General features: G+C 46.8%; 20 protein-coding genes. 5 read left to right on the top strand and 15 right to left on the bottom strand.

Annotated elements, in window-relative coordinates:
* Positions 1-4: 4 nt before the first annotated feature.
* The 8 genes from hscA to trmJ form a co-directional block, all read right to left on the bottom strand.
* Positions 5-1,867, bottom strand: a complete 1,863-nt coding sequence (hscA, locus tag M0413_RS10145) for a Fe-S protein assembly chaperone HscA (RefSeq protein ID WP_249554023.1) — start codon at positions 1,865-1,867, stop codon at positions 5-7.
* A 67-nt stretch (positions 1,868-1,934) separates the two neighbouring features.
* Entirely contained in the window at positions 1,935-2,459 is a 525-nt protein-coding gene (gene hscB, locus M0413_RS10140; protein WP_249554021.1) for a co-chaperone HscB, read from the bottom strand.
* 15 nt (positions 2,460-2,474) lie between these two features.
* Entirely contained in the window at positions 2,475-2,798 is a 324-nt protein-coding gene (iscA, locus tag M0413_RS10135) for an iron-sulfur cluster assembly protein IscA (protein WP_011072278.1), read from the bottom strand.
* 14 nt (positions 2,799-2,812) lie between these two features.
* Positions 2,813-3,196 (bottom strand): Fe-S cluster assembly scaffold IscU, encoded by a 384-nt coding sequence (gene iscU, locus M0413_RS10130; RefSeq protein WP_011072277.1) that lies wholly within the window; start codon positions 3,194-3,196, stop codon positions 2,813-2,815.
* A 37-nt stretch (positions 3,197-3,233) separates the two neighbouring features.
* Positions 3,234-4,448, bottom strand: coding sequence for an IscS subfamily cysteine desulfurase (locus tag M0413_RS10125; protein WP_037418361.1), 1,215 nt, complete (start codon positions 4,446-4,448; stop codon positions 3,234-3,236).
* 78 nt (positions 4,449-4,526) lie between these two features.
* A complete protein-coding gene (iscR, locus tag M0413_RS10120) occupies positions 4,527-4,988 on the bottom strand; it encodes a Fe-S cluster assembly transcriptional regulator IscR (RefSeq protein WP_006081858.1) in 462 nt (153 codons plus the stop codon).
* 352 nt (positions 4,989-5,340) lie between these two features.
* The gene (gene cysE, locus M0413_RS10115) at positions 5,341-6,162 is read right to left on the bottom strand and encodes a serine O-acetyltransferase (protein WP_249554019.1); all 822 of its coding nucleotides are present in this window, start codon (positions 6,160-6,162) and stop codon (positions 5,341-5,343) included.
* A gap of 45 nt (positions 6,163-6,207) precedes the next feature.
* Positions 6,208-6,933 (bottom strand): tRNA (cytosine(32)/uridine(32)-2'-O)-methyltransferase TrmJ, encoded by a 726-nt coding sequence (gene trmJ, locus M0413_RS10110; RefSeq protein WP_249554017.1) that lies wholly within the window; start codon positions 6,931-6,933, stop codon positions 6,208-6,210.
* A 154-nt stretch (positions 6,934-7,087) separates the two neighbouring features.
* On the opposite strand from trmJ, the gene suhB reads away from it, so the two are divergent.
* Positions 7,088-7,891: an inositol-1-monophosphatase gene (gene suhB / locus M0413_RS10105; protein ID WP_011072272.1), complete on the top strand. Its 804-nt coding sequence runs from the start codon at positions 7,088-7,090 to the stop codon at positions 7,889-7,891.
* A 90-nt stretch (positions 7,892-7,981) separates the two neighbouring features.
* On the opposite strand, the gene lolE is transcribed toward suhB, so the two are convergent.
* The 3 genes from lolE to M0413_RS10090 all read right to left on the bottom strand — a co-directional run bounded on the left by lolE (position 7,982) and on the right by M0413_RS10090 (position 11,252).
* Positions 7,982-9,232 carry a lipoprotein-releasing ABC transporter permease subunit LolE gene (gene lolE, locus M0413_RS10100; protein WP_249554015.1) on the bottom strand — a complete coding sequence of 417 codons (1,251 nt, stop codon included), beginning with the start codon at positions 9,230-9,232 and terminating at the stop codon, positions 7,982-7,984.
* The gene (gene lolD / locus M0413_RS10095; RefSeq protein WP_088585525.1) at positions 9,229-9,921 is read right to left on the bottom strand and encodes a lipoprotein-releasing ABC transporter ATP-binding protein LolD; all 693 of its coding nucleotides are present in this window, start codon (positions 9,919-9,921) and stop codon (positions 9,229-9,231) included. The genes lolE and lolD overlap by 4 nt, the downstream gene beginning before the upstream one ends.
* Positions 9,922-10,019: 98 nt before the next feature.
* On the bottom strand, positions 10,020-11,252 hold the full coding sequence (locus M0413_RS10090; RefSeq protein WP_249554013.1) for a lipoprotein-releasing ABC transporter permease subunit: 1,233 nt from the start codon (positions 11,250-11,252) through the stop codon (positions 10,020-10,022).
* 94 nt (positions 11,253-11,346) lie between these two features.
* Here M0413_RS10090 and M0413_RS10085 point away from each other — a divergent pair, with 94 nt between their 5' ends.
* The 3 genes from M0413_RS10085 (at position 11,347) to M0413_RS10075 (ending at position 16,546) form a co-directional block, all read left to right on the top strand.
* Entirely contained in the window at positions 11,347-11,967 is a 621-nt protein-coding gene (locus tag M0413_RS10085; protein ID WP_249554011.1) for a hypothetical protein, read from the top strand.
* An 86-nt stretch (positions 11,968-12,053) separates the two neighbouring features.
* Complete coding sequence (gene mfd, locus M0413_RS10080; protein WP_249554041.1) at positions 12,054-15,548, top strand: transcription-repair coupling factor; 3,495 nt, start codon at positions 12,054-12,056, stop codon at positions 15,546-15,548.
* Positions 15,548-16,546 carry a peptidoglycan binding protein CsiV gene (locus tag M0413_RS10075; RefSeq protein WP_249554009.1) on the top strand — a complete coding sequence of 333 codons (999 nt, stop codon included), beginning with the start codon at positions 15,548-15,550 and terminating at the stop codon, positions 16,544-16,546. The genes mfd and M0413_RS10075 overlap by 1 nt, the downstream gene beginning before the upstream one ends.
* Before the next feature lie 116 nt (positions 16,547-16,662).
* Here the strand turns inward: M0413_RS10075 and M0413_RS10070 are convergent, their stop codons facing one another.
* The 3 genes from M0413_RS10070 to nagZ all read right to left on the bottom strand — a co-directional run bounded on the left by M0413_RS10070 (position 16,663) and on the right by nagZ (position 19,147).
* Positions 16,663-16,935 (bottom strand): acylphosphatase, encoded by a 273-nt coding sequence (locus tag M0413_RS10070; protein WP_037418308.1) that lies wholly within the window; start codon positions 16,933-16,935, stop codon positions 16,663-16,665.
* Positions 16,936-17,494: 559 nt separating this feature from the next.
* Positions 17,495-18,037 (bottom strand): alpha/beta hydrolase YcfP, encoded by a 543-nt coding sequence (gene ycfP / locus M0413_RS10065; RefSeq protein WP_055646635.1) that lies wholly within the window; start codon positions 18,035-18,037, stop codon positions 17,495-17,497.
* Between the two features lie 81 nt (positions 18,038-18,118).
* Complete coding sequence (nagZ, locus tag M0413_RS10060) at positions 18,119-19,147, bottom strand: beta-N-acetylhexosaminidase (protein ID WP_086903263.1); 1,029 nt, start codon at positions 19,145-19,147, stop codon at positions 18,119-18,121.
* 383 nt (positions 19,148-19,530) lie between these two features.
* Between nagZ and M0413_RS10055 the strand changes: the two genes are divergently transcribed.
* The gene (locus M0413_RS10055; RefSeq protein ID WP_037429797.1) at positions 19,531-20,907 is read left to right on the top strand and encodes an L-serine ammonia-lyase; all 1,377 of its coding nucleotides are present in this window, start codon (positions 19,531-19,533) and stop codon (positions 20,905-20,907) included.
* Positions 20,908-21,019: 112 nt separating this feature from the next.
* Here the strand turns inward: M0413_RS10055 and M0413_RS10050 are convergent, their stop codons facing one another.
* Positions 21,020-21,757: a hypothetical protein gene (locus tag M0413_RS10050; protein WP_069454845.1), complete on the bottom strand. Its 738-nt coding sequence runs from the start codon at positions 21,755-21,757 to the stop codon at positions 21,020-21,022.
* Positions 21,758-21,976 lie beyond the last annotated feature (219 nt).

The raw sequence follows: 21,976 nt of genomic DNA, 5'->3' as shown, positions 1-21,976 counted from the left end.
TCACCTATATCTTGTCAATTGACTGACCTTTAAAGGCCACTCGAATAGAATTATCCATACGTTTTGCGGCAAAATCTTGAGTATGTTCATCAAGAGTTTCGATCGCATTTTTAATCGCATCAGCATCATTACCGCCAGCAACGTGAACCAGCTGAGCCATCACAGTATCAATCTGCTGACGCTCATCGCTTGTGAGTAAGTCACCATCTTTAGAGAGCGCCGCATTCAAGGACTCAAGCACCCTCGCCGCCTCAACTTGCTGCTCAGCCAGCATACGGCGGCTGATATCTTCTTTAGCATGCTTCATCGAGTCTTTGAGCATAGTCGCGATCTCAGTATCCGATAAACCAAACGAAGGCTTGACCTGAATGCTCGATTGCACGCCAGTGGATTTCTCCATGGCCGTCACACTTAATAATCCATCAGCATCCACTTGGAAGGTCACCCGGATATGGGCTGCACCTGCCGCTAACGGTGGAATACCTTTTAGGGTAAAGCGTGCTAGAGAGCGGCAATCGTCAACTAACTCGCGCTCACCCTGCACGACATGGAACGCCATCGCCGTTTGTCCATCCTTGAAGGTGGTGAACTCTTGGGCGCGTGCCACGGGGATAGTCGTGTTACGAGACACCACTTTCTCCACTAAACCGCCCATGGTTTCAATCCCTAACGACAAGGGGATCACATCGAGCAGTAATAATTCAGATTCGGGTTTGTTACCGACCAAAATATCAGCCTGAATCGCCGCGCCAATGGCGACAACACGGTCAGGATCGATTGAGGTTAATGGCGCTTTACCAAAAAAGGCTTCAACTTGCTCACGTACTAATGGTACGCGGGTAGAACCGCCAACCATGACGGTTTCAAGCACTTCATCAGCCGTTACGCCCGCATCACGTAGGGTGCGGCGACAACTTGCGATGGTTTTCTTCACAAGCGCAGCGATGAGGCTCTCAAATTGCGCCTTAGTAACCACTTGTTTGAGCACCGAACCATCGGCAAGGGTAAGACTAGCCTCAGTATCACTCGAATCGGTTAAGGCTTCTTTCACCCGGCGCGCTTCAATCAATAGCTGGCGACTTAACTGAGAGTCGATATCAGTCAGTTGCCACACTTGCTGCATATGTGCTTGTAAAAGATGATCAAAATCATCACCACCGAGCGCAGAATCGCCGCCCGTAGCCAGTACTTCAAATACGCCACGGTTTAAACGCAAAATAGAAATATCAAAGGTGCCACCACCGAGATCGTAAATGGCAATAACACCTTCTTGCTTAGAGTCTAAACCATAGGCAATCGCAGCCGCAGTGGGTTCATTTAATAGGCGTAAAACATTAATACCCAATAACGATGCTGCATCCTTAGTTCCCTGACGCTGGGCATCATCGAAATACGCAGGCACAGTGATCACTGCGCCTTGCAGCTCACCGCCAAGGGTTTTTTCGGCGCGCTCAATTAGGGGACGTAAAATTTCGGCAGAAACTTGCACTGGATTCACTCGACCTTGGGGCGTCACAAACAGCGGTAAACCATTTTCACTGGCTTCGAATTGATATGGGAAAGATTGCTCACCAGCTTGGATGTCCGCAAGACTACGCCCCATGAAACGTTTAACGGAAACGATAGTGTTTTTAGGATCCTGCGCTGAACTTAACGCCGCCACATAACCCACTTCAATCCCATCATGAGTGTAACGAACTATCGAAGGTAAAGAATGCTGTCCGTTTTCATCGGGCAAGGTTGCCGTTACGCCACTGCGTACAGCAGCCACAAGTGAATTGGTTGTACCTAAATCGATGCCAACGGCAAGTCTATGTTGGTGCGGCGCGGCACTTTGTCCGGGCTCAGCAATCTGCAAAAGGGCCATATGTATCCAACTTAGTAACGCCGACTCAAATCAATCGGAATCGGCAAAATAACTGCAATAAGGAAAATTAATCGAGCAACGCGTCTTCGATACGCGTCAGTTCATCGTGTAATTTTGCCATAAATTTAAGTTTGCGAACTTGATCAGCAGCTAACAAGGCGTCTTCGTCACTGCCACTGCTCAGCTGTGAAGCCAATGCTTTATTCAACTGAGCGCGGTAAGTCGCAAAAGAATCGTACAGTTCATCAATGCTGGCTTGGGGATCGGCGCTATCACGAATATCTTCAAGTGCTTCACGCCATTCCATCTGCTGCATTAAAAATGCAGTATCTTTCACTGTCGTGGTCTCATGACTTAAATCAATACCACGCAGGGAGAGCATATGCTCAGCACGGCGGATGGGATCTTTTAGTGTTTGATAACCGTCGTTGACTTGTGCGGTGCGTTGCACCGACAACAACCGTTGTTGCTCGGTATCATTGGCAAACTTATCGGGATGAACCGCACGTTGCAGGTCGCGGTAGCGTTCTGCAAGCAATGCGGTGTCAATATCGAAGGTAGGAGAAAACTTAAACAGCTCGAAATAATTCATGCGTCAATTCGGCAATTAAACAGTGAAACTCTCACCGCAACCGCACTCACCTTTTGCGTTCGGGTTGTTAAATTGGAAACCTTCGTTCAGTCCTTCTTTAACAAAATCCAATTCAATGCCCTGAAGATAGATAAAGCTTTTCGCATCGATAATGATTTTTACACCATCAATATCATATACTTCATCGTCATCGTTCAGTGCATCAACAAACTCAAGCACATAAGCCATACCTGAACAGCCTGACGTCTTTAAGCCGAGGCGCAGACCAATGCCCTTGCCTCGATTTGCTAAGAAAGACCTGACGCGTTCAGTTGCCGCTGGGGTCATTGTAATTGCCATCTTAACTCCAGATGTTACTTAGCTTGTTTAGATTTGTACTCGTCAATCGCCGCTTTAATGGCGTCTTCAGCCAAAATAGAACAGTGGATTTTTACGGGTGGCAGAGCTAACTCTTCAGCTATATCAGTGTTTTTGATCGCCGCAGCTTGCTCAATTGTCTTGCCTTTAACCCACTCAGTGACCAGTGAGCTTGATGCAATCGCACTACCACAACCATAGGTTTTAAACTTAGCATCTTCGATAATGCCGTCAGCACCGATTTTCAGTTGTAACTTCATCACGTCACCGCAAGCTGGTGCACCCACCATACCGGTTACGACTGAAGGGTCGTTTTTATCGAAAGAACCAACGTTACGTGGGTTCTCGTAATGATCTATCACTTTTTCACTGTAAGCCATGATACTGCTCCAAAATTATCTATTGTCATTAGTCGAATTAATGATGGGCCCACTGCACCTGATTCAGGTCGATGCCATCTTTAAACATTTCCCACAATGGAGACATTTCTCTTAATTTATCAATAGATTGAGTAATAACTTCAATAGCGTGGTCAATTTCTTCTTCGGTGGTAAAACGGCCGATAGAGAAACGAATCGAGCTATGCGCCATTTCATCATTTAAGCCCAGTGCACGTAACACGTAGCTCGGTTCTAAACTGGCTGAGGTACAAGCCGAACCCGATGAAACCGCTAAATCTTTTAAGGCCATCATCAGTGACTCACCTTCAACATAGTTGAAACTAACGTTGAGACTGCCACTCACACGCTGAGTCATATCACCGTTGATATAGGTTTCTTCAATGTGTTTGATGCCATTCCATAATTTGTCACGCAGCTTAGCAATACGCGCGTCATCTGTTGCCATTTCAGCTTTTGCAATCGCCGCAGCTTCACCTAAACCGACAATTTGGTGAGTTGGCAGAGTACCACTACGCATACCCCGCTCATGACCACCACCGTGCATTTGCGCTTCTAAGCGGATACGGGGTTTACGACGAACATACAAGGCACCAATCCCTTTAGGACCATACATTTTGTGGCCAGAAATGGAGATCAGATCTACTTTAGTGCGTTGCACATCAATCGGTACTTTACCAGCACTTTGCGCTGCATCCATATGGAAAATAATGCCTTTTGAACGGCATAACTCACCGATTGCATCAATATCGTGGATCACACCGATTTCGTTGTTGACGTGCATAATGCTGACGAGAATAGTGTCGTCACGCATAGCCGCTTCTAAGCGCGCCATCGGAATAATGCCGTTAGATTCAGGCTCTAAATAGGTGACTTCAAAACCTTCACGTTCAAGTTGACGGCAAGTATCTAACACAGCTTTGTGTTCAGTCTTACTGGTGATAATGTGCTTGCCTTTCTTATTGTAGAAATGCGCAACGCCTTTAATGGCGAGGTTATTCGACTCAGTTGCACCAGAGGTAAACACGATTTCACGGTGATCTGCATTGATAAGATCAGCCACTTGGTTGCGAGCGACATCTACCGCTTCTTCAGCTTGCCAACCATAACGGTGAGAACGTGATGCTGGGTTACCGAAAATGCCATCCATCGTCATGTATTGGAACATTTTTTCCGCAACTCGCGGATCAACAGGCGTGGTGGCGGCATAATCTAAATAGATAGGAAGCTTCATAACACACTCCGTACTTAGCAGTCTCTGCCGAGGCTACATACAACGTACAAAAATAATTTTTATCGTATAACAAAAAGCCTATAAGCTGACTCTTTGCTCCTTTTGCATAGTGTCTTGCTTAAGCGAAATAAATTGCACATCTCGTTTCTGCATTAAGCCCGCAAGACTGATACCATCTAAAAAATCTGAAATTTGTTTGCTTAAATCGCCCCAAAGCGAGTGCGTTAAGCAGCGAGTTCCACTCTGGCAATTGCCTAATCCTTGACAACGAGTCGCATCGACAGACTCGTCAACGGCATGAACCACCATGCCAACAGAAATATCATTTGCCTCTAGGCCTAAACGGTAACCACCACCAGGACCTCGGACACTTGCCACTAGGCCATGTTTGCGTAACTTTGCGAAGAGTTGTTCCAGATAGGAAAGCGAAATCCCTTGTCTTTCAGAGATATCCGCCAAGGGAACTGGTCCAGAAGCTGAGTGGATAGCCACATCAAGCATTGCGGTTACTGCATAACGACCTTTAGATGTAAGTTTCATAACTACCATAGCTCCCGAACAGGTATGGAGCTATTTCAACATACCCGAGTAAATCAGTCAAGTATAAAACCGAGTAAAACACTCAAGTATTTAAGCGTGCCGTTAACCAATACCCTTTCATCTTGGTGGGGTATTTAACCTTTTTCTGCCCTAAGATTCAATGCCAAAGGGGCAATTAATCACCCAAATTGGCCTGATATCGGGATCTAACGCACTAACTTGAAATGAAAGCAGAGCACACATGCCCAAAGTGTTCAAAAGCTATACAATGGGATTTGCACTATCGAAATAAAAGCATTAGCAGAGTGGTGAGACTCTAAAAGAAATTGTATCTACTCTGCTATTTTCAGGACTATATACTTGGATCAAACTCATCAAGCGCACTTTGGCGCTTATCAGCAGCCGCCTTTTCGACATCGTTAAAATCTCCAACATTCAGCTCTGGCAATCTTTCGGTGCAGACATCGCCACCTAAACGCTGGATAGCTTGACACAATTCCTGCACCTTTGAGTCCATTAAATGCATATGGTCCAGCATTTGACCAATCGCGTTAGCAACGGGATCGGGATTATCAGGTGAGACCGCGTAAGCATCGAAACCATACTTCTTAGCCATAGCACTACGGCGTTCGGATTTTTCTTTTGATTGTGGTGAGGGCGTTGCTACCACACGCCCAGGAATACCAACCACTGTCGTATCCTTAGGCACATCTTTTACTACAACAGAATTTGAGCCGACACGCGCCCCATCATGCATGGTGATAGGACCTAAGATTTTGGCGCCAGCACCAACAACGACGTTATTACCCAGTGTTGGGTGACGCTTACCAGCTTGCCAGGTGGTTCCACCGAGTGTAACGCCGTGATACAAAGTACAATCATCGCCAATTTCGGCGGTTTCGCCAATCACCACCCCCATACCATGGTCAATAAAGAAACGATTGCCGATGGTGGCACCAGGATGGATCTCAACCCCAGTCAGCCAGCGTGAAAACGTGGAGAGACAGCGAGCCGTTAAGCGCCAATCACGCTTCCATAATTTATGGCTTATCCGGTGTAACCAAATAGCATGCATACCGGGATAATTAACCAAGATCTCAAAGGCGCTACGCGCCGCGGGATCACGGTGATATATAGATTCAATGTCTTCTTTTAGCCTAGCTATCACACCCATTATTCAGTCCTTCGCGATTAGCGTTATATGCCAAATGTGCTTTGGCTATTTTTGTTTATTGCCGACCACTTTATCAATCGAGGTCAAAATCCCCCGAAGAATATTCATCTCTTGGCTTTCAATGCGCGCACGGCTAAACATTCGTCGAAGCTTCGTCATCACTTGTCCAGGATGGTTTTTAATAATAAAGCCTGTCGACGATAAGGTGCTTTCAAGATGAACAAAGAAACGCTCAAGATCGGCTGAAAGGGGATATTCTTCAGCTACTTGCTCCTGCTCTCCTTGGGCCAAATGTGCCACGCGTGTCTCATAACAAATAATCTGCACCGCTTGCGCGAGGTTCAATGAGCTGTATTCTGGATTAGCAGGAATCGCAACATGATAGGTACACTGCTGTAATTCTTCATTTGTTAACCCATGATTTTCACGGCCAAACACAATAGCAACCGGCCCAGTTATCCCTTCGGTCACCAGCTTTTGTCCCGCCTCGCGAGGATCGAGCATGGGCCAGTCTAGCGTCCGACTGCGGGCACTAGTCGCAATCACCAAGCTACAATCGGCAATGGCCTCTTCTAAGGAGTCCACTTTAACCAGATGTTTTAAAATGTCCGAAGCACCTGCTGCTAAAGCAATAGATTGGCCATCGACGTCACATCTTGGCTCTGCAAGATACAGGGTTGATAACCCCATCGTTTTCATCGCTCTGGCAGTGGAGCCAATATTGCCGGGGTGCGATGTCCCCACTAAAATCACCCGAATATTACTTAGCATGAAACGACTTAATTTAATTCATAAAACACAGGGAGCGAATATTATCACAGGCGCGCGTGATTGCTTATATGAAAATCGGTATTTGATATAACATTCAAATCGAGTATAATGCCGCCCGCTGTTTTTAACGTTCTTTAACATCCAGGGGATTGCAATGCATCCGATGCTGACGATTGCTGTTCGCGCTGCTCGCGCGGCCGGCCAAACTATTATGCGTGCCTACACTGAACTTGACCGAGTTGAAGTCAGTGCTAAAGGTATCAACGATTTTGTTACCAGTGTAGACAAGGAAGCAGAAGCCGCTATTACCTATCAAATTCGTAAATCTTACCCAGATCACACTATCGTGGGTGAAGAAAAAGGCGAAAACCGCGGTGAAAACAAAGACTATATTTGGATAGTCGATCCTCTAGATGGCACTAACAACTTCGTTAGAGGCATTCCCCACTTTGCAGTTTCTATCGCACTCCAATACAAAGGCAAAACTGAAGTTGCCGTTGTTTATGATCCAGTTCGTGAAGAATTATTTACCGCTATCCGTGGTAAAGGCGCCAAATTAAACGATTTCCGTATCCGCGTGACCAATGTCAACGAACTAGCACCAACCATTATCGGTACAGGTTTTCCATTTAAAGCCCGTCAACATACCGAAACCTATATGGCCATTTTCGGCGAAGTGTTTGGTCATTGTTCAGATTTACGTCGCACGGGTTCTGCTGCATTAGATTTAGCCTATGTGGCCGCAGGCCGTTTAGACGGTTTCTTTGAAATTGGCTTAAAACCATGGGATATCGCTGCTGGCGACCTACTATGCCGTGAAGCAGGTGGCACGGTCACTGATTTTACTGGCGGTCATAACTACTTGATCTCTGGCAATATCGTTGCAGGTTCTCCGAAAGTGACTACCGAATTAGTCAAAACCATGCGTCCTTTATTGAACGAAGGTTTAAAGCGTTAATCACGTTTAGCGCAAAACAAGACCAAAAAGGCCAGTGATATTATCACTGGCCTTTTATTTTTGAGCTTTTAAGTGCAGAACGGTAGCGCCTTATCTGCCCGCCAATGCCTGTGCTGGGCCAATTTGACTTGCTTTCCATGCGGGATAAAGGGTTGCAATCAGGCTCATCAAAAACGCGGTCGCAATCACTAAATAGGCGTCCGCCATATGCAGTTCCGAGGGAAGAAAATCCACAAAATACACATCCGCGGACAACAATTCAATCCCGAACAATTGCTCAATACCACGGGCAATAGCACTGAGATTAATGGCCGTCACGATACCAATCACCCCACCGAGCGCACACCCCACTAAACCGTTTAATGCCCCCTGCACCATAAAAATGCCCATCACGGATAAACGGCTAAGCCCCATGGTCATCAGGATCGCAATTTCACTGGCTTTATCGCGCACCGCCATCACCAGCGTTGACACAATATTAAAACATGCCACCCCGATCACCAATACTAATACCAGGTACATTATGGTGCGAACTAATTGAATATCCTGATATAAGTGCCCTTGTGTACGGGTCCAGTCACTAATATACACCGACTGGTTCAACGCATAGCCTAGCTCGCGAATTTTAGCTGGTGCCTCAAACACCTGCGTCACACTGATGCGAACGCCCGTCACGCCTTGGTGTAAATTCAGGATATTTGCCGCATAACGCATTGGAATATACGCGGTGGTTAATTCAAGCTCACCACCTAAGCGATACACACCAGACACCACAAAGCGATGGCTTTTTGCGGCACGTAAACTTCCCGCATGTTCAGGGTCAAGATCTTGTACATACAGCGCCAGCGTATCGCCGACTTCGAGGCCTAATTTTTTCAGCAAACTTTCACCAAGGACGATGTGATTGTCATCCTCGCTCAAGCTTTGCCAAGTCTCGGGGGTCATAAATTGCGACAACGTAGAGACTTTTGCCTCTTGCTCAGGATCAATACCGACAACAGCAAGCCCTTGAAAACCACCGGGCTTTTGCACTAAACCCTGCATACGAATAAAAGGTGCCGCAGCAGTAATACCTTCAATCTGCAACGCGGTTTGCTCAACAGCGCGCCAGTCAGCAATCGGCTCATTCACGCCTACCACATCGGCTTGGGAGATCACCCCGAGTAAACGTTGCTCCAGCTCGCGCTCAAATCCATTCATCGCCGAGAGCACGATAATCAATACCGCTACGCCTAGGGCGATACCCGCTGTCGATGCAAAGGAAATAAAGCTAATAAAACTATTGGATTGGCGCGCACGGTAAAAACGCCAACCAATCGAGAGGGCTAATGGTCCTTTCATTGGGCGCTATCCGGTACTTGTAGATAACCATTTTTCATGGTGAGTTGTCTGTCCATCCGCGCCGCCAATTTAGGATCGTGGGTGACCACCACAAACGCCGTACCGAGTTGATTGGCCAATTCACGAATAAGTTCATACACGGCCTCACCGCTCTTGGCGTCAAGGTTTCCCGTTGGCTCATCGGCCAGCACTAACTTGGGTTTGTTGATAAGCGCCCGGGCAATCGCCACCCGTTGCCGTTCACCGCCCGAAAGCTCAGCAGGAATATGGCTCATTCTGTGCCCAAGCCCAACTCTCTCGAGCAAAACCTTGGCATCGGCCTGCGCCAATGTGCGATCACGACCTTGGATAAATGCCGGCATAGCCACGTTTTCAAGGGCGGTAAATTCAGGCAATAAATGATGGAATTGATAAATAAAGCCTAAATCCTGATTACGGATCTGCGCCTGGCGCGCACTGCTCACCTGATATAAATCCTCACCTGCCAACAACACTTTGCCCGATGACGGTTTATCAAGCGTCCCCATAATATGCAGTAACGTACTTTTACCAGATCCTGAAGTGCCCACAATCGCCAGCTGTTCGCCCTTAAATACCTGTAAATCCACATCAGACAACACCTGCGTGGTTACATCACCGTCGTGATAACTCTTACTCACCGCCTGCACTTGCAGTAACACATCTTGCATTGAGATTCTCGCTATTGATTCTATATGACATGGGCAAAGTACCACGCCAAAATTCCACTTTTACGATGGAGCAATTGTTTTAATTATTGAAAACACCGTTATTCATAACGCAGCGCTGTCGCTGGCTGCACCCTTGCCGCCCTTAGCGCAGGGTAAAGGGTCGCCACTAAGGTCACCACTAAGGTGCCAACAACAATCAGCGACAATTGCCCAAGTGCCAGTTTTACCGGCAACATTTGCCCCGTTCCTAAAATGGAGATCCCAAGGGTTGCCATAATGCCATTCAAATTAAGAGTAATTAGAATACCCACCACTAAGCCCAGCGCTAAACCTAACACCGCATTTAATAAACCTTGCACCACAAAAATGCCCATCACAGCTGAGGTTCTTAAACCTTGGGTTTTAAGCACTGCGACATCGGTAGTTTTATCGACAACCATCATGACTAGTGCCGAAACGATATTGAATGCCGCTACCGCCACAATCAGGCTGAGCATCAGCGACATCATGTTTTTTTCCATCTTCACTGCGCTAAATAGATGTCCATAAGTGTCACGCCAATCGCTCGTGGTCGCCTCGATGCCCTGCTCTGTTAAGATTTGCTGCACATCCTTGGCAAGCGCAGGCGCGTTAAAAGGATCGTTTAAATACAGCCTTAGCTGGTTGATTTCATCACTCGGTTGACGCATTAACCGCTTTGCATCTTGATAATGAACGTAAGCCACGCCCGCATCCACTTGTGAGCCCATTTCGAACACCGCAGACACTAAAAACTTACGTTGGCTGGGTACTGGGCCTAGCGGCGAGTACACCACGCCATCGCCACTTAATAAGCGTACCGTATCCCCAGGGTTAACTTTTAACTGGCGCGCCAGTTCGCTGCCCAATATGACCTTATACTGGCCACTGGTTAACTCGTTAAACGCCCCGGAATAAGTATGCTGCGCCACCGCGGAAAGTTTTTCAGCAAGCTCAGGAAACACCCCAAACACTTGGACGGCGCGGATATTCGCCGCCGACTGCACCATGGCTTGCGTCGAGACACTGGGCGTCACCCCTTGCACACCGGGCAGTTTAGTTAGCTTTTCTGCCGCAATAGTCCAATCATTTAAGGGAGTGTTAGTGTACACAGTCAATTGCGGCACAGCGCCAAGGATGCGCTGTTTTAATTGCCCTTCAAGGCCATTCATCACCGAACTGACCACGATTAACGCGGCAACCCCTAAAAAAATACCGGATACGGCAAATAAGGTAATAAAAGAAGCAAATGCGTTTGCTTTTCTGGCCCGCCAATAACGGTAACCAACATAGAGAGGGAATCTAAGATCCATTGAAAGAGGGCTGCGTCCTGTGTGCTGAACTTGCTAAATCATTAAGATGGGCACGATAATAGGGGTTTAGGTCTTATAAATAAAGAGGCAAGCCTTGTTCACTGACACCAATCCGTATTTTAGTGTGCCTCATCCCTTTACTGCTTACTTAAGCCTCTGGGACGAAAACAGACCTTTACCCAGTGAAATGGCTTTAAGATCAATGCAATCCTTAGGGATCCAGCTGTTAAGCGAAGTAAAAGCCCTTGAAGCGAGCTGCCTATTACAACTGCGACATTTAGATAATGAAGCCAAGGTTGTGGTCGACTTTCTCAAACTACAATCGCGCAAGGTAGATTTAGTCCTGCAACACGTGCTCGAAAAAGAAGTCCAAGAAGGTGATAAATATGATGGTTGTCAGTTTGGTGGTAGCGGTATTCGCATAATCAGCACGACCGCATTACCTCTAGGGCGCCATGTTAAAGTTACCTTATTTATCCATGACGAACTGGTCGCTATTTTATGTTTTGCCAAGGTCACCGCGTGTATGCGCTCACCGGAAACCCAATCAAATGTGCACCAAGCACAACAGCACAACGCCTCGTCACCCTATCTAATCGACCTCGAATTTAGCCAAATACTGGATTCGGATGTGGAGCAACTGGTCAAAGCTAGCCTCAATGTTCAACAAAAACAACTTAAACTGCGAAAGCTTGCTAGGGACGAACGCCAATAATGGCAAGAGTTTTCACTAGCACCCTCGCTCCCAAGTCACTACAATAAATGCAACTTATTGTGAATGAATTCGTTTATCCCACGCCAATGACACATATTTCAGCCCTAACACCGCCCGTTGTTAAAAATGGCACTCAAATGCAAACCCTGTCCTGTATCGCCGGGGTTGGTCAAGCGGTCACCCTCGCCAGCCTTATTCGCCAACACAAAGGCACCACGCTGGTTGTCACCAGTGACACGCCAACGGCATTGAGTCTCGAATTAGAACTCAATTATTTATTGGCAAAAACCACCATTAAGGTGCGGCTGTTCCCTGACCGTGAAACCCTGCCCTACGACAGTTTTTCACCCCACCAGGATTTAATTTCCCAGCGTTTAGAAACCCTGTCACAAATTACCCATGCCGAGCACAGCGTGGTTATCGTGCCGGTGACAACACTGATGATGCGCTTGCCGCCGAAATCCTATTTAAGCTCTAATGTATTTGTGCTTAAAAAGGGCGATAAATATCAGCTCCATGATGTACGTCAGCAATTAACCGACACGGGTTATCATTTAGTTGAGCAGGTTTACGAGCACGGTGAGTTTGCCATTCGGGGCTCGATCCTCGATATCTTCCCCACTGGCGTGAATATGCCGCTGCGTATCGAGCTTTTCGATGATGAAGTTGAAACCATTCGCCATTTCGACCCAGAGACCCAGCGATCCTCTACACCCGTCGATGCGGTGCGGTTATTACCGGCGAAAGAATTTCCAACCGATAGCAGCGCCATCGAAGGCTTTAGACAGCGCTATCGCCGTCGTTTTGAGGTGATCGTTAAAGAACCAGAATCGGTTTATCAGTTGGTAAGCCGCAATCTGATGCCCGCTGGGATTGAAAACTATCTGCCACTGTTTTTTGATGAGGTTGCGACTCTGTTCGATTACCTGCCAAAAGACACTCAGTTAGTCACCTTGGGCGATATCGAAAAATCCGCTCGCGCCCATTTGCATGAAGTGGAAACACGATATGAAGACCGACGGGTCGATCCGCTACGGCCACTGCTTTCCCCTAAAGAATTGTACTTACTGATAGAAGAATTATTTGCCGCCTTTAAGCCGCTGTCTCGCTATCAATTTGTCGCCCCAAATCCTGACACCAATAGTGCAGCCGCTCAGATTGATGCCAGTGTTTTGCCAGAGATCAGCGCCAACCATAAATTAAAGCAACCATTAATCGCACTCGAATATTATGCCGAACGTGCGCCCAGAATGCTGTTTAGTGCAGAGTCTGAAGGCCGCCGTGAAGCCCTGCTCGAACTCTTGGGTAAAATCCAGTTAAAACCTAGCGTATTTAGTCATTTTGATGAGTTCATTCAAAGTGATGTCAGACTTGGCTTGATCGTTTCGCCCTTATCCCGTGGTTGTGTACTGGGGCTAGGGGCACAAACGGCCGTGAGCATCATCTGCGAAACCGAGCTCTTTGGTCAGCGGATTTCACAGCAGCGTCGCCGCGAAAAACAGCGCCAGATCAGTAACGATACCCTGATCAAAAACTTAGCCGAGCTGAAAGTCGGCCAGCCGATCGTCCACTTGGAGCACGGTGTTGCCCTTTACCAAGGTTTAGTTACCTTAGATACTGGCGGCATTGTCGCTGAATATTTGCAACTTGAGTACTCTGGTGGCGATAAGCTCTATGTCCCCGTTTCCAATTTACATTTGATCAGTCGCTACAGTGTCGGCGCAGACGGTGAAGCTCACCTCAATAAACTGGGTAACGACACTTGGGCCAAAGCAAAAAATAAAGCCATTGAAAAAATCCGCGATGTGGCCGCAGAGCTTCTCGATGTCTATGCTCGTCGCCAAGCACGTCCGGGTGAGAGCTGCGAAATCAATGACGAAGAGTACGCCCAATTCGCTCAAGGTTTCCCCTTTGAAGAAACCGTCGATCAAGAAAGCGCAATACATGCCGTGCTCGCCGATATGCAGTCACCAACCGCAATGGACAGATTAGTTTGCGGTGATGTGGGCTTTGGGAAAACCGAAGTCGCAATGCGCGCCGCTTTTGTGGCGGTGAATGCAGGTAAACAAGTGGTTGTGTTGGTACCCACCACGTTACTCGCCCAGCAGCACTACGAAAACTTTAAGGACAGATTTGCCGACTGGCCGGTAGTGATTGAAGTGATGTCACGCTTTAGAACCGCCAAAGAGCAGACCCAAGTGCTAAAACAGCTCGAAGAAGGCAAAGTCGATATCGTGATTGGCACCCATAAATTGCTGCAATCCGAGGCAAAATTTGAAAATCTAGGCCTACTTATCATCGACGAAGAACATCGATTCGGCGTCAGACAAAAAGAGAAAATCAAGGCACTGCGTGCCAATGTGGATATTTTAACCCTCACAGCTACGCCTATCCCCCGTACCCTCAACATGGCGATGTCAGGGATGCGCGATTTATCGATTATTGCCACGCCTCCCGCTAAACGTTTAGCAGTAAAAACCTTTGTACGCGAATCCGATCCAGCAACTGTGCGCGAGGCAATATTGCGTGAAATCCTCCGTGGCGGCCAAGTCTATTACCTGCACAATAATGTCGAAACCATTGACAAATGTGCCCAGGACATCAGCACACTGCTACCTGAAGCTCGGGTGGTGGTGGCCCATGGCCAAATGCGCGAGCGGGATCTTGAGCGAGTCATGTCGGATTTTTATCATCAAAGATTCAACGTGTTAGTCTGCACCACTATTATTGAAACGGGGATCGACGTCCCGAGTGCCAACACCATTATTATCGAACGCGCCGACACCTTTGGTTTAGCCCAATTACATCAATTGCGTGGCCGCGTGGGACGCTCGCACCATCAAGCATACGCGTACTTGATGACGCCACATCCTAAGCGCATTACTAGTGATGCTCGTAAGCGTCTAGAAGCCATTGATGCTCTTGAAGATTTAGGTGCAGGTTTTATGCTCGCCACTCAAGACTTAGAGATCCGCGGCGCAGGCGAACTCTTAGGTGATGAGCAAAGCGGCCATATCTCTAAAATTGGCTTTAGCCTCTATATGGAAATGCTAGAGGCAGCGGTCAAAGCGCTTAAGCAAGGCAAAGAGCCGTCGCTGGCGCAAATGCTCAATCAACAATGTGAAATGGAGCTCAGAATTCCAGCCCTATTGCCAGAAGACTATGTCGGTGATGTGAATATTCGCCTATCACTCTACAAACGTATCGCCAGTTGTGACAGCGAGGAAGCCTTAGACGAACTTAAAGTTGAGCTTATCGACCGCTTTGGATTGCTGCCCGAGGCCACTAAAAACTTGATGGAAATGACCCTGTATAAACATCAGGCTACTCGGCTAGGGGTGACTAAAATTGAGGTACATAGCAAAGGTGGCAGTATCGAATTTAGTCAGGATCATAATATCGACCCAGGCTTTATCATCGGATTACTGCAAAGTCAGCCACAAATCTATCGAATGGATGGGCCGAATAAGTTAAAGTTCATGCTCAGCGCCGAAACAGCAAAAGAGAGGCTCGCGTTAGTCAAGCTCTTGCTCGAACAACTATCTCAACATCAATCGCAACATCGTCTTGGAGATAAATAGTGTTACGTCAACTCGCGGTCTCTATCGCTACACTTATTGCACTTTCACACAGTTCACTTGCCCGTGCTGAGGCGTGGTTCGAGGTTGAAGTCTATATTTTCGAACGCCAAAGCCAGTCAACTGAGCAATGGCCAATGGCCCCTATCGAGACGAAAACCAATAGTGCAATCGACCTCATCTCACCTGTTGTCGGTCAGGCAGTGGTCTCAATGAGTAACGAGTCTGCGCCTTGCACACTTGTTTATGATGCCGATGCCAATAGCCATTGCGCAGAAAACACAAATACAAATGCCACTAGTAACACCGATAATAGCACTACAAGCGGCTTAAGGATCACAGGCCCAAGCACAACGACCACCCAGTACCGTTACCCAAGCATGATCCCATCGGAAATCGGCAGTAGCAGCCAAACCTACGCCAAACTTGGCAGTGGCCCGGTATTACTCGCAAGCAACCAAGGTCAGTTTTCAAGTATCGTTAATAGCTTATCCAGAGAACGTGGTAATCGCAGTCTACTGCATATGACATGGCAGCAACCTATGACGGGTAAAAGCGGCTCAGTGCCTGTTCGCCTATTTGCTGGTAAGGATTTCTCCGCCAACTACCACTTCGATGGCCGCCAAATTGTGCAACAAGCGTTAAACAGTTCGATGCAAAATACTCAAGGCTCCCAAGGAATGGCTTTAGAAAGTTCGGCACCATTACTGCCATCTCCTGTTTGGCAACTTGATGGAACGCTGAATATTTACCTCAGCCACTACCTCTATATCGAAACGGCCTTAAATCTTCGCAAAGAAGGACGTAAATTAATGCCTGTGCCGACCGATGAAACCAGCACAAATACTAATGCGACGCCTGTTAAAGTGATGACGCCTTACCTGATGTCTATTCCGCTGGAACAGAATCGCCGAGTGAAAAGTGATGAAATTCATTATCTCGATCATCCCGAAATGGGCATGGTGATCCAGATCCGTAAAATGGCGCAACCTAGCGCATAAAACGCCAGCCGATCAATGCTAAATAAAAAGCGGTAATACGAGTGTAATTACCGCTTTTTTATCACCAATAGCCCCATGACCATTCAAGACTCACCCAGACTGAATTTAGCAGCAAGTCAGCGCACTATTGAAAAATCCAAATAAATATCATCGCCTTGGTCTTCTTCCACCTGCACCATTAATCCATCGGTGCAAGGCACGCCTAACTCACACCAGGCAATAAGATTATCTACAGCAGGATTACTGCCCTGTGCGAGCACTTCGACACTTCCATCGACGCAATTAGTCACATAACCTGTCACGCCCAAGGCTCGAGCCTTTGTCAGTGTCGCATGCCGACAGCCCACACCCTGTACGGTTCCCGTTAATTTGATTAGCACCCGTTTCATTTAAGACTCCTGAACAAGGTTAGCTTGTTATTCTCATGCGAGTTTAAGCATAGCCGAGATTTGAGCTTAGTTACGTTATAAATGTGTTAAGTGATGGATTTACTGAGTGAAACAAATGAAATGAAACGCATAAAAAAACAGCTAACAAGACCGCTGTTAGCTGTGTCGGGCGACATACGCAAAAGGTTGTCCATAAATGGACTAATGGCATAAAAGTTTGTAGCATTTTGTAACAAACTATTAAGACGCGCTACTTTACACAATTAATTACAAATTTCAACAAAATGATAGATAAATCCACTCTTACAGTACTTATTTAATGCTTTTTACTGAAATAGCCAACCAAACCAATAATATATACCGTCAACCATTCCAAATATGAAATATATCGATATACCAATACATGACGCTCGGTAGCATAAGCAGCAACCCCGTACATATAACGAACTGAAATATGGAAATGAGCGAAGGCTAAGGCTGGCAATCACACGAAAACCAAACCTATTCCCCTACAAATGAGTAGCGATGCGCGGTCTAATGATGAGTCTGCAAACGAGTATTAACCGTTTAGCTTAAAAGCTTTGATTTTAGGCAAATGGGCCGCTAATTGTGGGAATTTATGGGGTTGAGTTTCATCCCATTCGATAGGGTAAAAACAACTGAGTTCACTGGACGTTGCTTGACTGTCGAGCACTTCATCAAAACGAGACAGAATGCACATCGCTTTGTGGGTATTCTTCAACCTAAACTCTGAAACACACTTATTGGCGATGTCGGCATACTCTTCCGGGCGATCAATTTTCCCTTGCATTGTCTCTTCTGGATGAAGATTGGGATTGATCAACACCGACTTTAACCCATTTAAAAAACCAATTCGCTCAGCCCAATACGCCCCCAAACCGACGCCCACCATTAACGGCGTGGGATCGTCGCTATACTGCATTTGCTTGGCGACCTCTTTCAATAAATGCTGCATATCATGCTTGGGATGCAAAGTGCTATAGCTGATAAGCCTTACATCTGGGTCAATAAACTGCAACTGACGCATTTTTTCGTGATTACCAGGGCTAGTCGCATCGAATCCATGAAGATAAAAAATCATATTGAGACCTTTTAACAATCTGCCAAACAAGGCGTATGCCACTAACCCTAGCAAATATTCATTGCAGAACCTTGCGCTACATCAAACTTTTGCCTGTTGTGCGAGCTGTATTTGCTCGGCCAGCTGCTTAGCATTTTCCCAACGAGCGCTATTTTCTAATGCGATAGCAGTCTGCGCCGCATTAGGTTTAAGTAAACTCGCCGGATGTTTCGGTGCAGCAGAAGGCCATACAAAACCGTTTAAGAGTGACATAACACCTGGATTATCATTACAAACCAAAATCATATCGCAACCCGCATCCAACGCAGCTTGAGCGCGGCCTATATAATCTCCCGCAAAAGATGCGCCCTTCATCCCCAGATCGTCGGAGAAAATCACCCCGTTAAAACCCAGATCTTGGCGAAGGATCTGCTTTAACCAATAGGTTGAAAAGCCCGCAGGATTGGGATCAACTTTAGGGTAGATCACATGGGCAGGCATAATGCCTGATAATTTACCTTGAGCGATCAACTCCTTAAACGGCAGAATATCTTGATTAAAAATCGCCTCAGCCTCACGTTCATCGATAGGTTGCGCAATATGGGAATCTGCCGCCACACTGCCATGACCTGGGAAATGCTTACCCACGGCACCCATGCCCGCCTCGGCCATACCCTCAATAAAACTCTGCGCTAACGCAATCACTTCATCGGGCTTTGCACTAAAACTACGTTTGCCAATGACTTGGCTAATGCCGTTAAGATCGAGCACAGGCGCAAAGCTTAAGTCGATGTCACAGGCGAGTAACTCGATGGCCATTAAAAAACCCAGCTCACAAGCCCAACGTTTCGCCAATGCCATCTCGCCCTTAGCCGCTGGCAAAATATCCCCCATGGCCGGAATAAGCGTAAAACCTTCGCGAAAACGTTGTACTCGTCCGCCCTCATGGTCGACGGCAATCAAAATCTCGGGACGAATTTGGCGGATCTGCTGCACTAAGGCAATTAATTGCTCACGGCTAGTAAAGTTGCGGGAAAACAGGATCAAACCGCCCACTTGCGGATGGCGCAGCATCTCAGCTTCAGCCTCACTGACCTCTAAAGACAGCAGATCCAGCATTAGATAACTCATAATTCTCCCTAAAATTTCTTATTCATACTCAAAAAATAACCATAGCGATACTGGCTACAGGGTTCACAAAAATCCCCAAAAAGCGAGCCATTCACCGTCAAATTTTGCCCAAAACCGATAATGTAGACCATAAAATCGACATTAATGATCCGCTAATTAAGCTCAGCTTATCCGAAGACTTTCTAATAAAAAAAACTAATGTGAATCTTGATACTGATTTATGGGATACTGAACATAAGCGTATCACACAAGCCTATTTTTACGTGGATAATGCCTGCAGTTTGCCAGAGTTGATGCCCTAAAAACCAGCGTATTAACACGATAACTGCAAAGTTCATCCGCACACACTAAAATAAAAATCGAGACACAACAGGACTTCAATCATGATTAGCGTATTCGATATGTTCAAGATCGGCATTGGCCCTTCGAGTTCACACACTGTTGGCCCCATGAAAGCGGGCAAAATTTTTATGCAGCACCTTGCTGATTCGGGCCAGATTGCCCAAGTGGATGAATTAAGAGCCGAACTCTTTGGTTCCCTCGGCCAAACCGGCAAGGGCCACGGCACAGGTAAGGCGGTCATTTTAGGCTTGATGGGTGAAGATCCTGAAACCGTCGATACCGACAGCATCGATGGCATTCTTGAGCAAGTGTCTAAAAATGAGACCCTCACCCTCAGCTGCGGCAAAGTAGTCAAGTTTACCCGTGAAGACGGCATTACCTACCACAGACGTAAAACCCTTCCCGCCCATGCGAACGCCATGACGTTATATGCCTACAGCAAAGGCGAATGTATTTTTGAGCGCACTTACTACTCTGTCGGTGGCGGATTTATCTTAGATGAAGATGAAATCAACCAACGTAATGCCTCACCAGCATCGCAAATTGAATCAGCACCTTATGATTTTAACAGCAGCGCCCAATTACTCGAACTTTGTACTGAACATGGCTTAAGCATTTCATCCTTAATGATGGCCAACGAACTCAGCCTTGCCAGTGAAGAAGAGGTCAAAGCCAAGCTGTGGAATATCTGGCAAACCATGAAAACCTGTATCGAAAGAGGTTATCAGAAGGAAGGTATTCTGCCTGGCGGCTTAAAGCTGCGTCGCCGCGCGCCAGCACTCTATCGTCGCCTCAAAGCCGAAGGCCGTAACAACGTCGATCCATTAACCGCAATGGATTGGGTCGATTTATTCGCCCTCTCGGTAAACGAGCAAAACGCAGCAGGCGATCGCGTTGTGACTGCACCAACAAACGGCGCCGCAGGTATTATTCCTGCCGTGCTTTGTTACTACGATACCTTCGTGCAAGAAGTCGATATCGACGTTTGTGCCCGTTACCTGTTAACCGCCGCTGCAATTGGTATCTTGTATAAGAAAAATGCCTCGATCTCAGGCGCTGAAGTTGGCTGTCAAGGTGAAGTCGGCGTAGCCTGCTCAATGGCGGCTGGCGCCTTAACCGAGATTATGGGCGGCACAGTCGAACATGTTGAGAACGCAGCCGAAATTGGTATGGAACATAACCTAGGCCTAACCTGCGACCCCGTAGGTGGCCTAGTACAAGTGCCCTGTATTGAACGTAATGCAATGGGCGCAATCAAGGCCATTAACGCCTCACGTATGGCGCTGCGCGGCGACGGTAACCACAAGGTATCACTGGATAAAGTGATTAAAACCATGATGGATACAGGTAAAGATATGCGCAGTAAATACAAAGAAACCGCCAAAGGTGGCCTTGCGGTGAACATTGTTGAGTGTTAATCCACTCAAGCTGTTAATTAACTTAAGTCTTTAGCACTGTCATGCCGCGCTTAACCGTTCAAACCTAAACGATTAAGCGCGGCATTTGTTTATCTTTAAATGAGTACAACGTTTAGTTTGTCGCTTTCATTGATGAATTCACATATTGCGAAATCACTCCCGACCACGTTTTTTCAATTTCAGGAATAAGCTGCGAAAACGCTTGTTTTTCAGTCTCTCGGCGCAAATCATCGACTGCATCAGAGGTGCTCCATACCGATGCGTTTCGACTTTCCTTTGCCGTCGACTCCGCTAATCCATACAAATATTCGGTGCGCACATCAAACAGAGCCGCCGAGACGGTTGTCGTCACGCTCACTTCTTTATTTTTTAACAACCCAAGGGAAATGACATTCAGTGGCGCAAATTGCTGCTCACCCGCATGGAAAGAGGTATCAAAGGTATAAATCAGTAAGATATCCGCTTTGAGTCTTGCCGCAGCTTCCCGCAATGATTTGATGGAATCTAACTGCTCCGGCAACAAAATACGATTTAACGGTGCAATCCCTGCCACCTGCGGCATTTTACCTAATTGAGCAAAATCGGCTTCGGTTTCGACTTCACGAGTAGTGACCACACTGTAACGGCCTGTGCCAAAACTGCTTAAACGGTAGGATGCATAACCCGGCGCCTGAATACGTGCCACGGCAATATGTGCAGGGAATGTTGCAGCCGCTTGCACCGACATCAGCGCATTAATATCCGAATCTGCTAAGCTGCCGATAGCCACACTGCCACCAGGCGTAGTGTAAGAAGCACAACCGCCCAACAACATTAAACTCAAAAACGCCACAAGCTTTATCTTTTTCATTATCCCTCCATTAAACACACTTCATTCCCATGAATAGAAAAATAACTTACTGTTTAAAATAAATTTTTTCTATCTAATCACTAAAATACATTGTTTCAAATTATTCCTCAAAACACGACAGGCTTACCTATCCAAACAATTAAATAAACGAAATATGATGCTCTTCAAAAAGTAAATTAACCTAAACTCGGGGTAACCAGTGTCGAAAAAATCTAAATT

Origin of the sequence: Shewanella sp. 8A, assembly GCF_023475945.1 — a bacterium.
Classification (GTDB): Bacteria; Pseudomonadota; Gammaproteobacteria; order Enterobacterales; family Shewanellaceae; genus Shewanella; species Shewanella xiamenensis.
This window is presented reverse-complemented; position numbering and strand designations above follow the sequence as displayed.

Coding starts and splice junctions, on each gene's coding strand:
- hscA (WP_249554023.1), bottom strand. CDS start 1,867: ATGGCCCTTTTGCAGATTGCTGAGCCCGGACAAAGTGCCGCGCCGCAC.
- hscB (WP_249554021.1), bottom strand. CDS start 2,459: ATGAATTATTTCGAGCTGTTTAAGTTTTCTCCTACCTTCGATATTGAC.
- iscA (WP_011072278.1), bottom strand. CDS start 2,798: ATGGCAATTACAATGACCCCAGCGGCAACTGAACGCGTCAGGTCTTTC.
- iscU (WP_011072277.1), bottom strand. CDS start 3,196: ATGGCTTACAGTGAAAAAGTGATAGATCATTACGAGAACCCACGTAAC.
- M0413_RS10125 (WP_037418361.1), bottom strand. CDS start 4,448: ATGAAGCTTCCTATCTATTTAGATTATGCCGCCACCACGCCTGTTGAT.
- iscR (WP_006081858.1), bottom strand. CDS start 4,988: ATGAAACTTACATCTAAAGGTCGTTATGCAGTAACCGCAATGCTTGAT.
- cysE (WP_249554019.1), bottom strand. CDS start 6,162: ATGGGTGTGATAGCTAGGCTAAAAGAAGACATTGAATCTATATATCAC.
- trmJ (WP_249554017.1), bottom strand. CDS start 6,933: ATGCTAAGTAATATTCGGGTGATTTTAGTGGGGACATCGCACCCCGGC.
- suhB (WP_011072272.1), top strand. CDS start 7,088: ATGCATCCGATGCTGACGATTGCTGTTCGCGCTGCTCGCGCGGCCGGC.
- lolE (WP_249554015.1), bottom strand. CDS start 9,232: ATGAAAGGACCATTAGCCCTCTCGATTGGTTGGCGTTTTTACCGTGCG.
- lolD (WP_088585525.1), bottom strand. CDS start 9,921: ATGCAAGATGTGTTACTGCAAGTGCAGGCGGTGAGTAAGAGTTATCAC.
- M0413_RS10090 (WP_249554013.1), bottom strand. CDS start 11,252: ATGGATCTTAGATTCCCTCTCTATGTTGGTTACCGTTATTGGCGGGCC.
- mfd (WP_249554041.1), top strand. CDS start 12,054: ATGACACATATTTCAGCCCTAACACCGCCCGTTGTTAAAAATGGCACT.
- M0413_RS10070 (WP_037418308.1), bottom strand. CDS start 16,935: ATGAAACGGGTGCTAATCAAATTAACGGGAACCGTACAGGGTGTGGGC.
- ycfP (WP_055646635.1), bottom strand. CDS start 18,037: ATGATTTTTTATCTTCATGGATTCGATGCGACTAGCCCTGGTAATCAC.
- nagZ (WP_086903263.1), bottom strand. CDS start 19,147: ATGAGTTATCTAATGCTGGATCTGCTGTCTTTAGAGGTCAGTGAGGCT.
- M0413_RS10055 (WP_037429797.1), top strand. CDS start 19,531: ATGATTAGCGTATTCGATATGTTCAAGATCGGCATTGGCCCTTCGAGT.
- M0413_RS10050 (WP_069454845.1), bottom strand. CDS start 21,757: ATGAAAAAGATAAAGCTTGTGGCGTTTTTGAGTTTAATGTTGTTGGGC.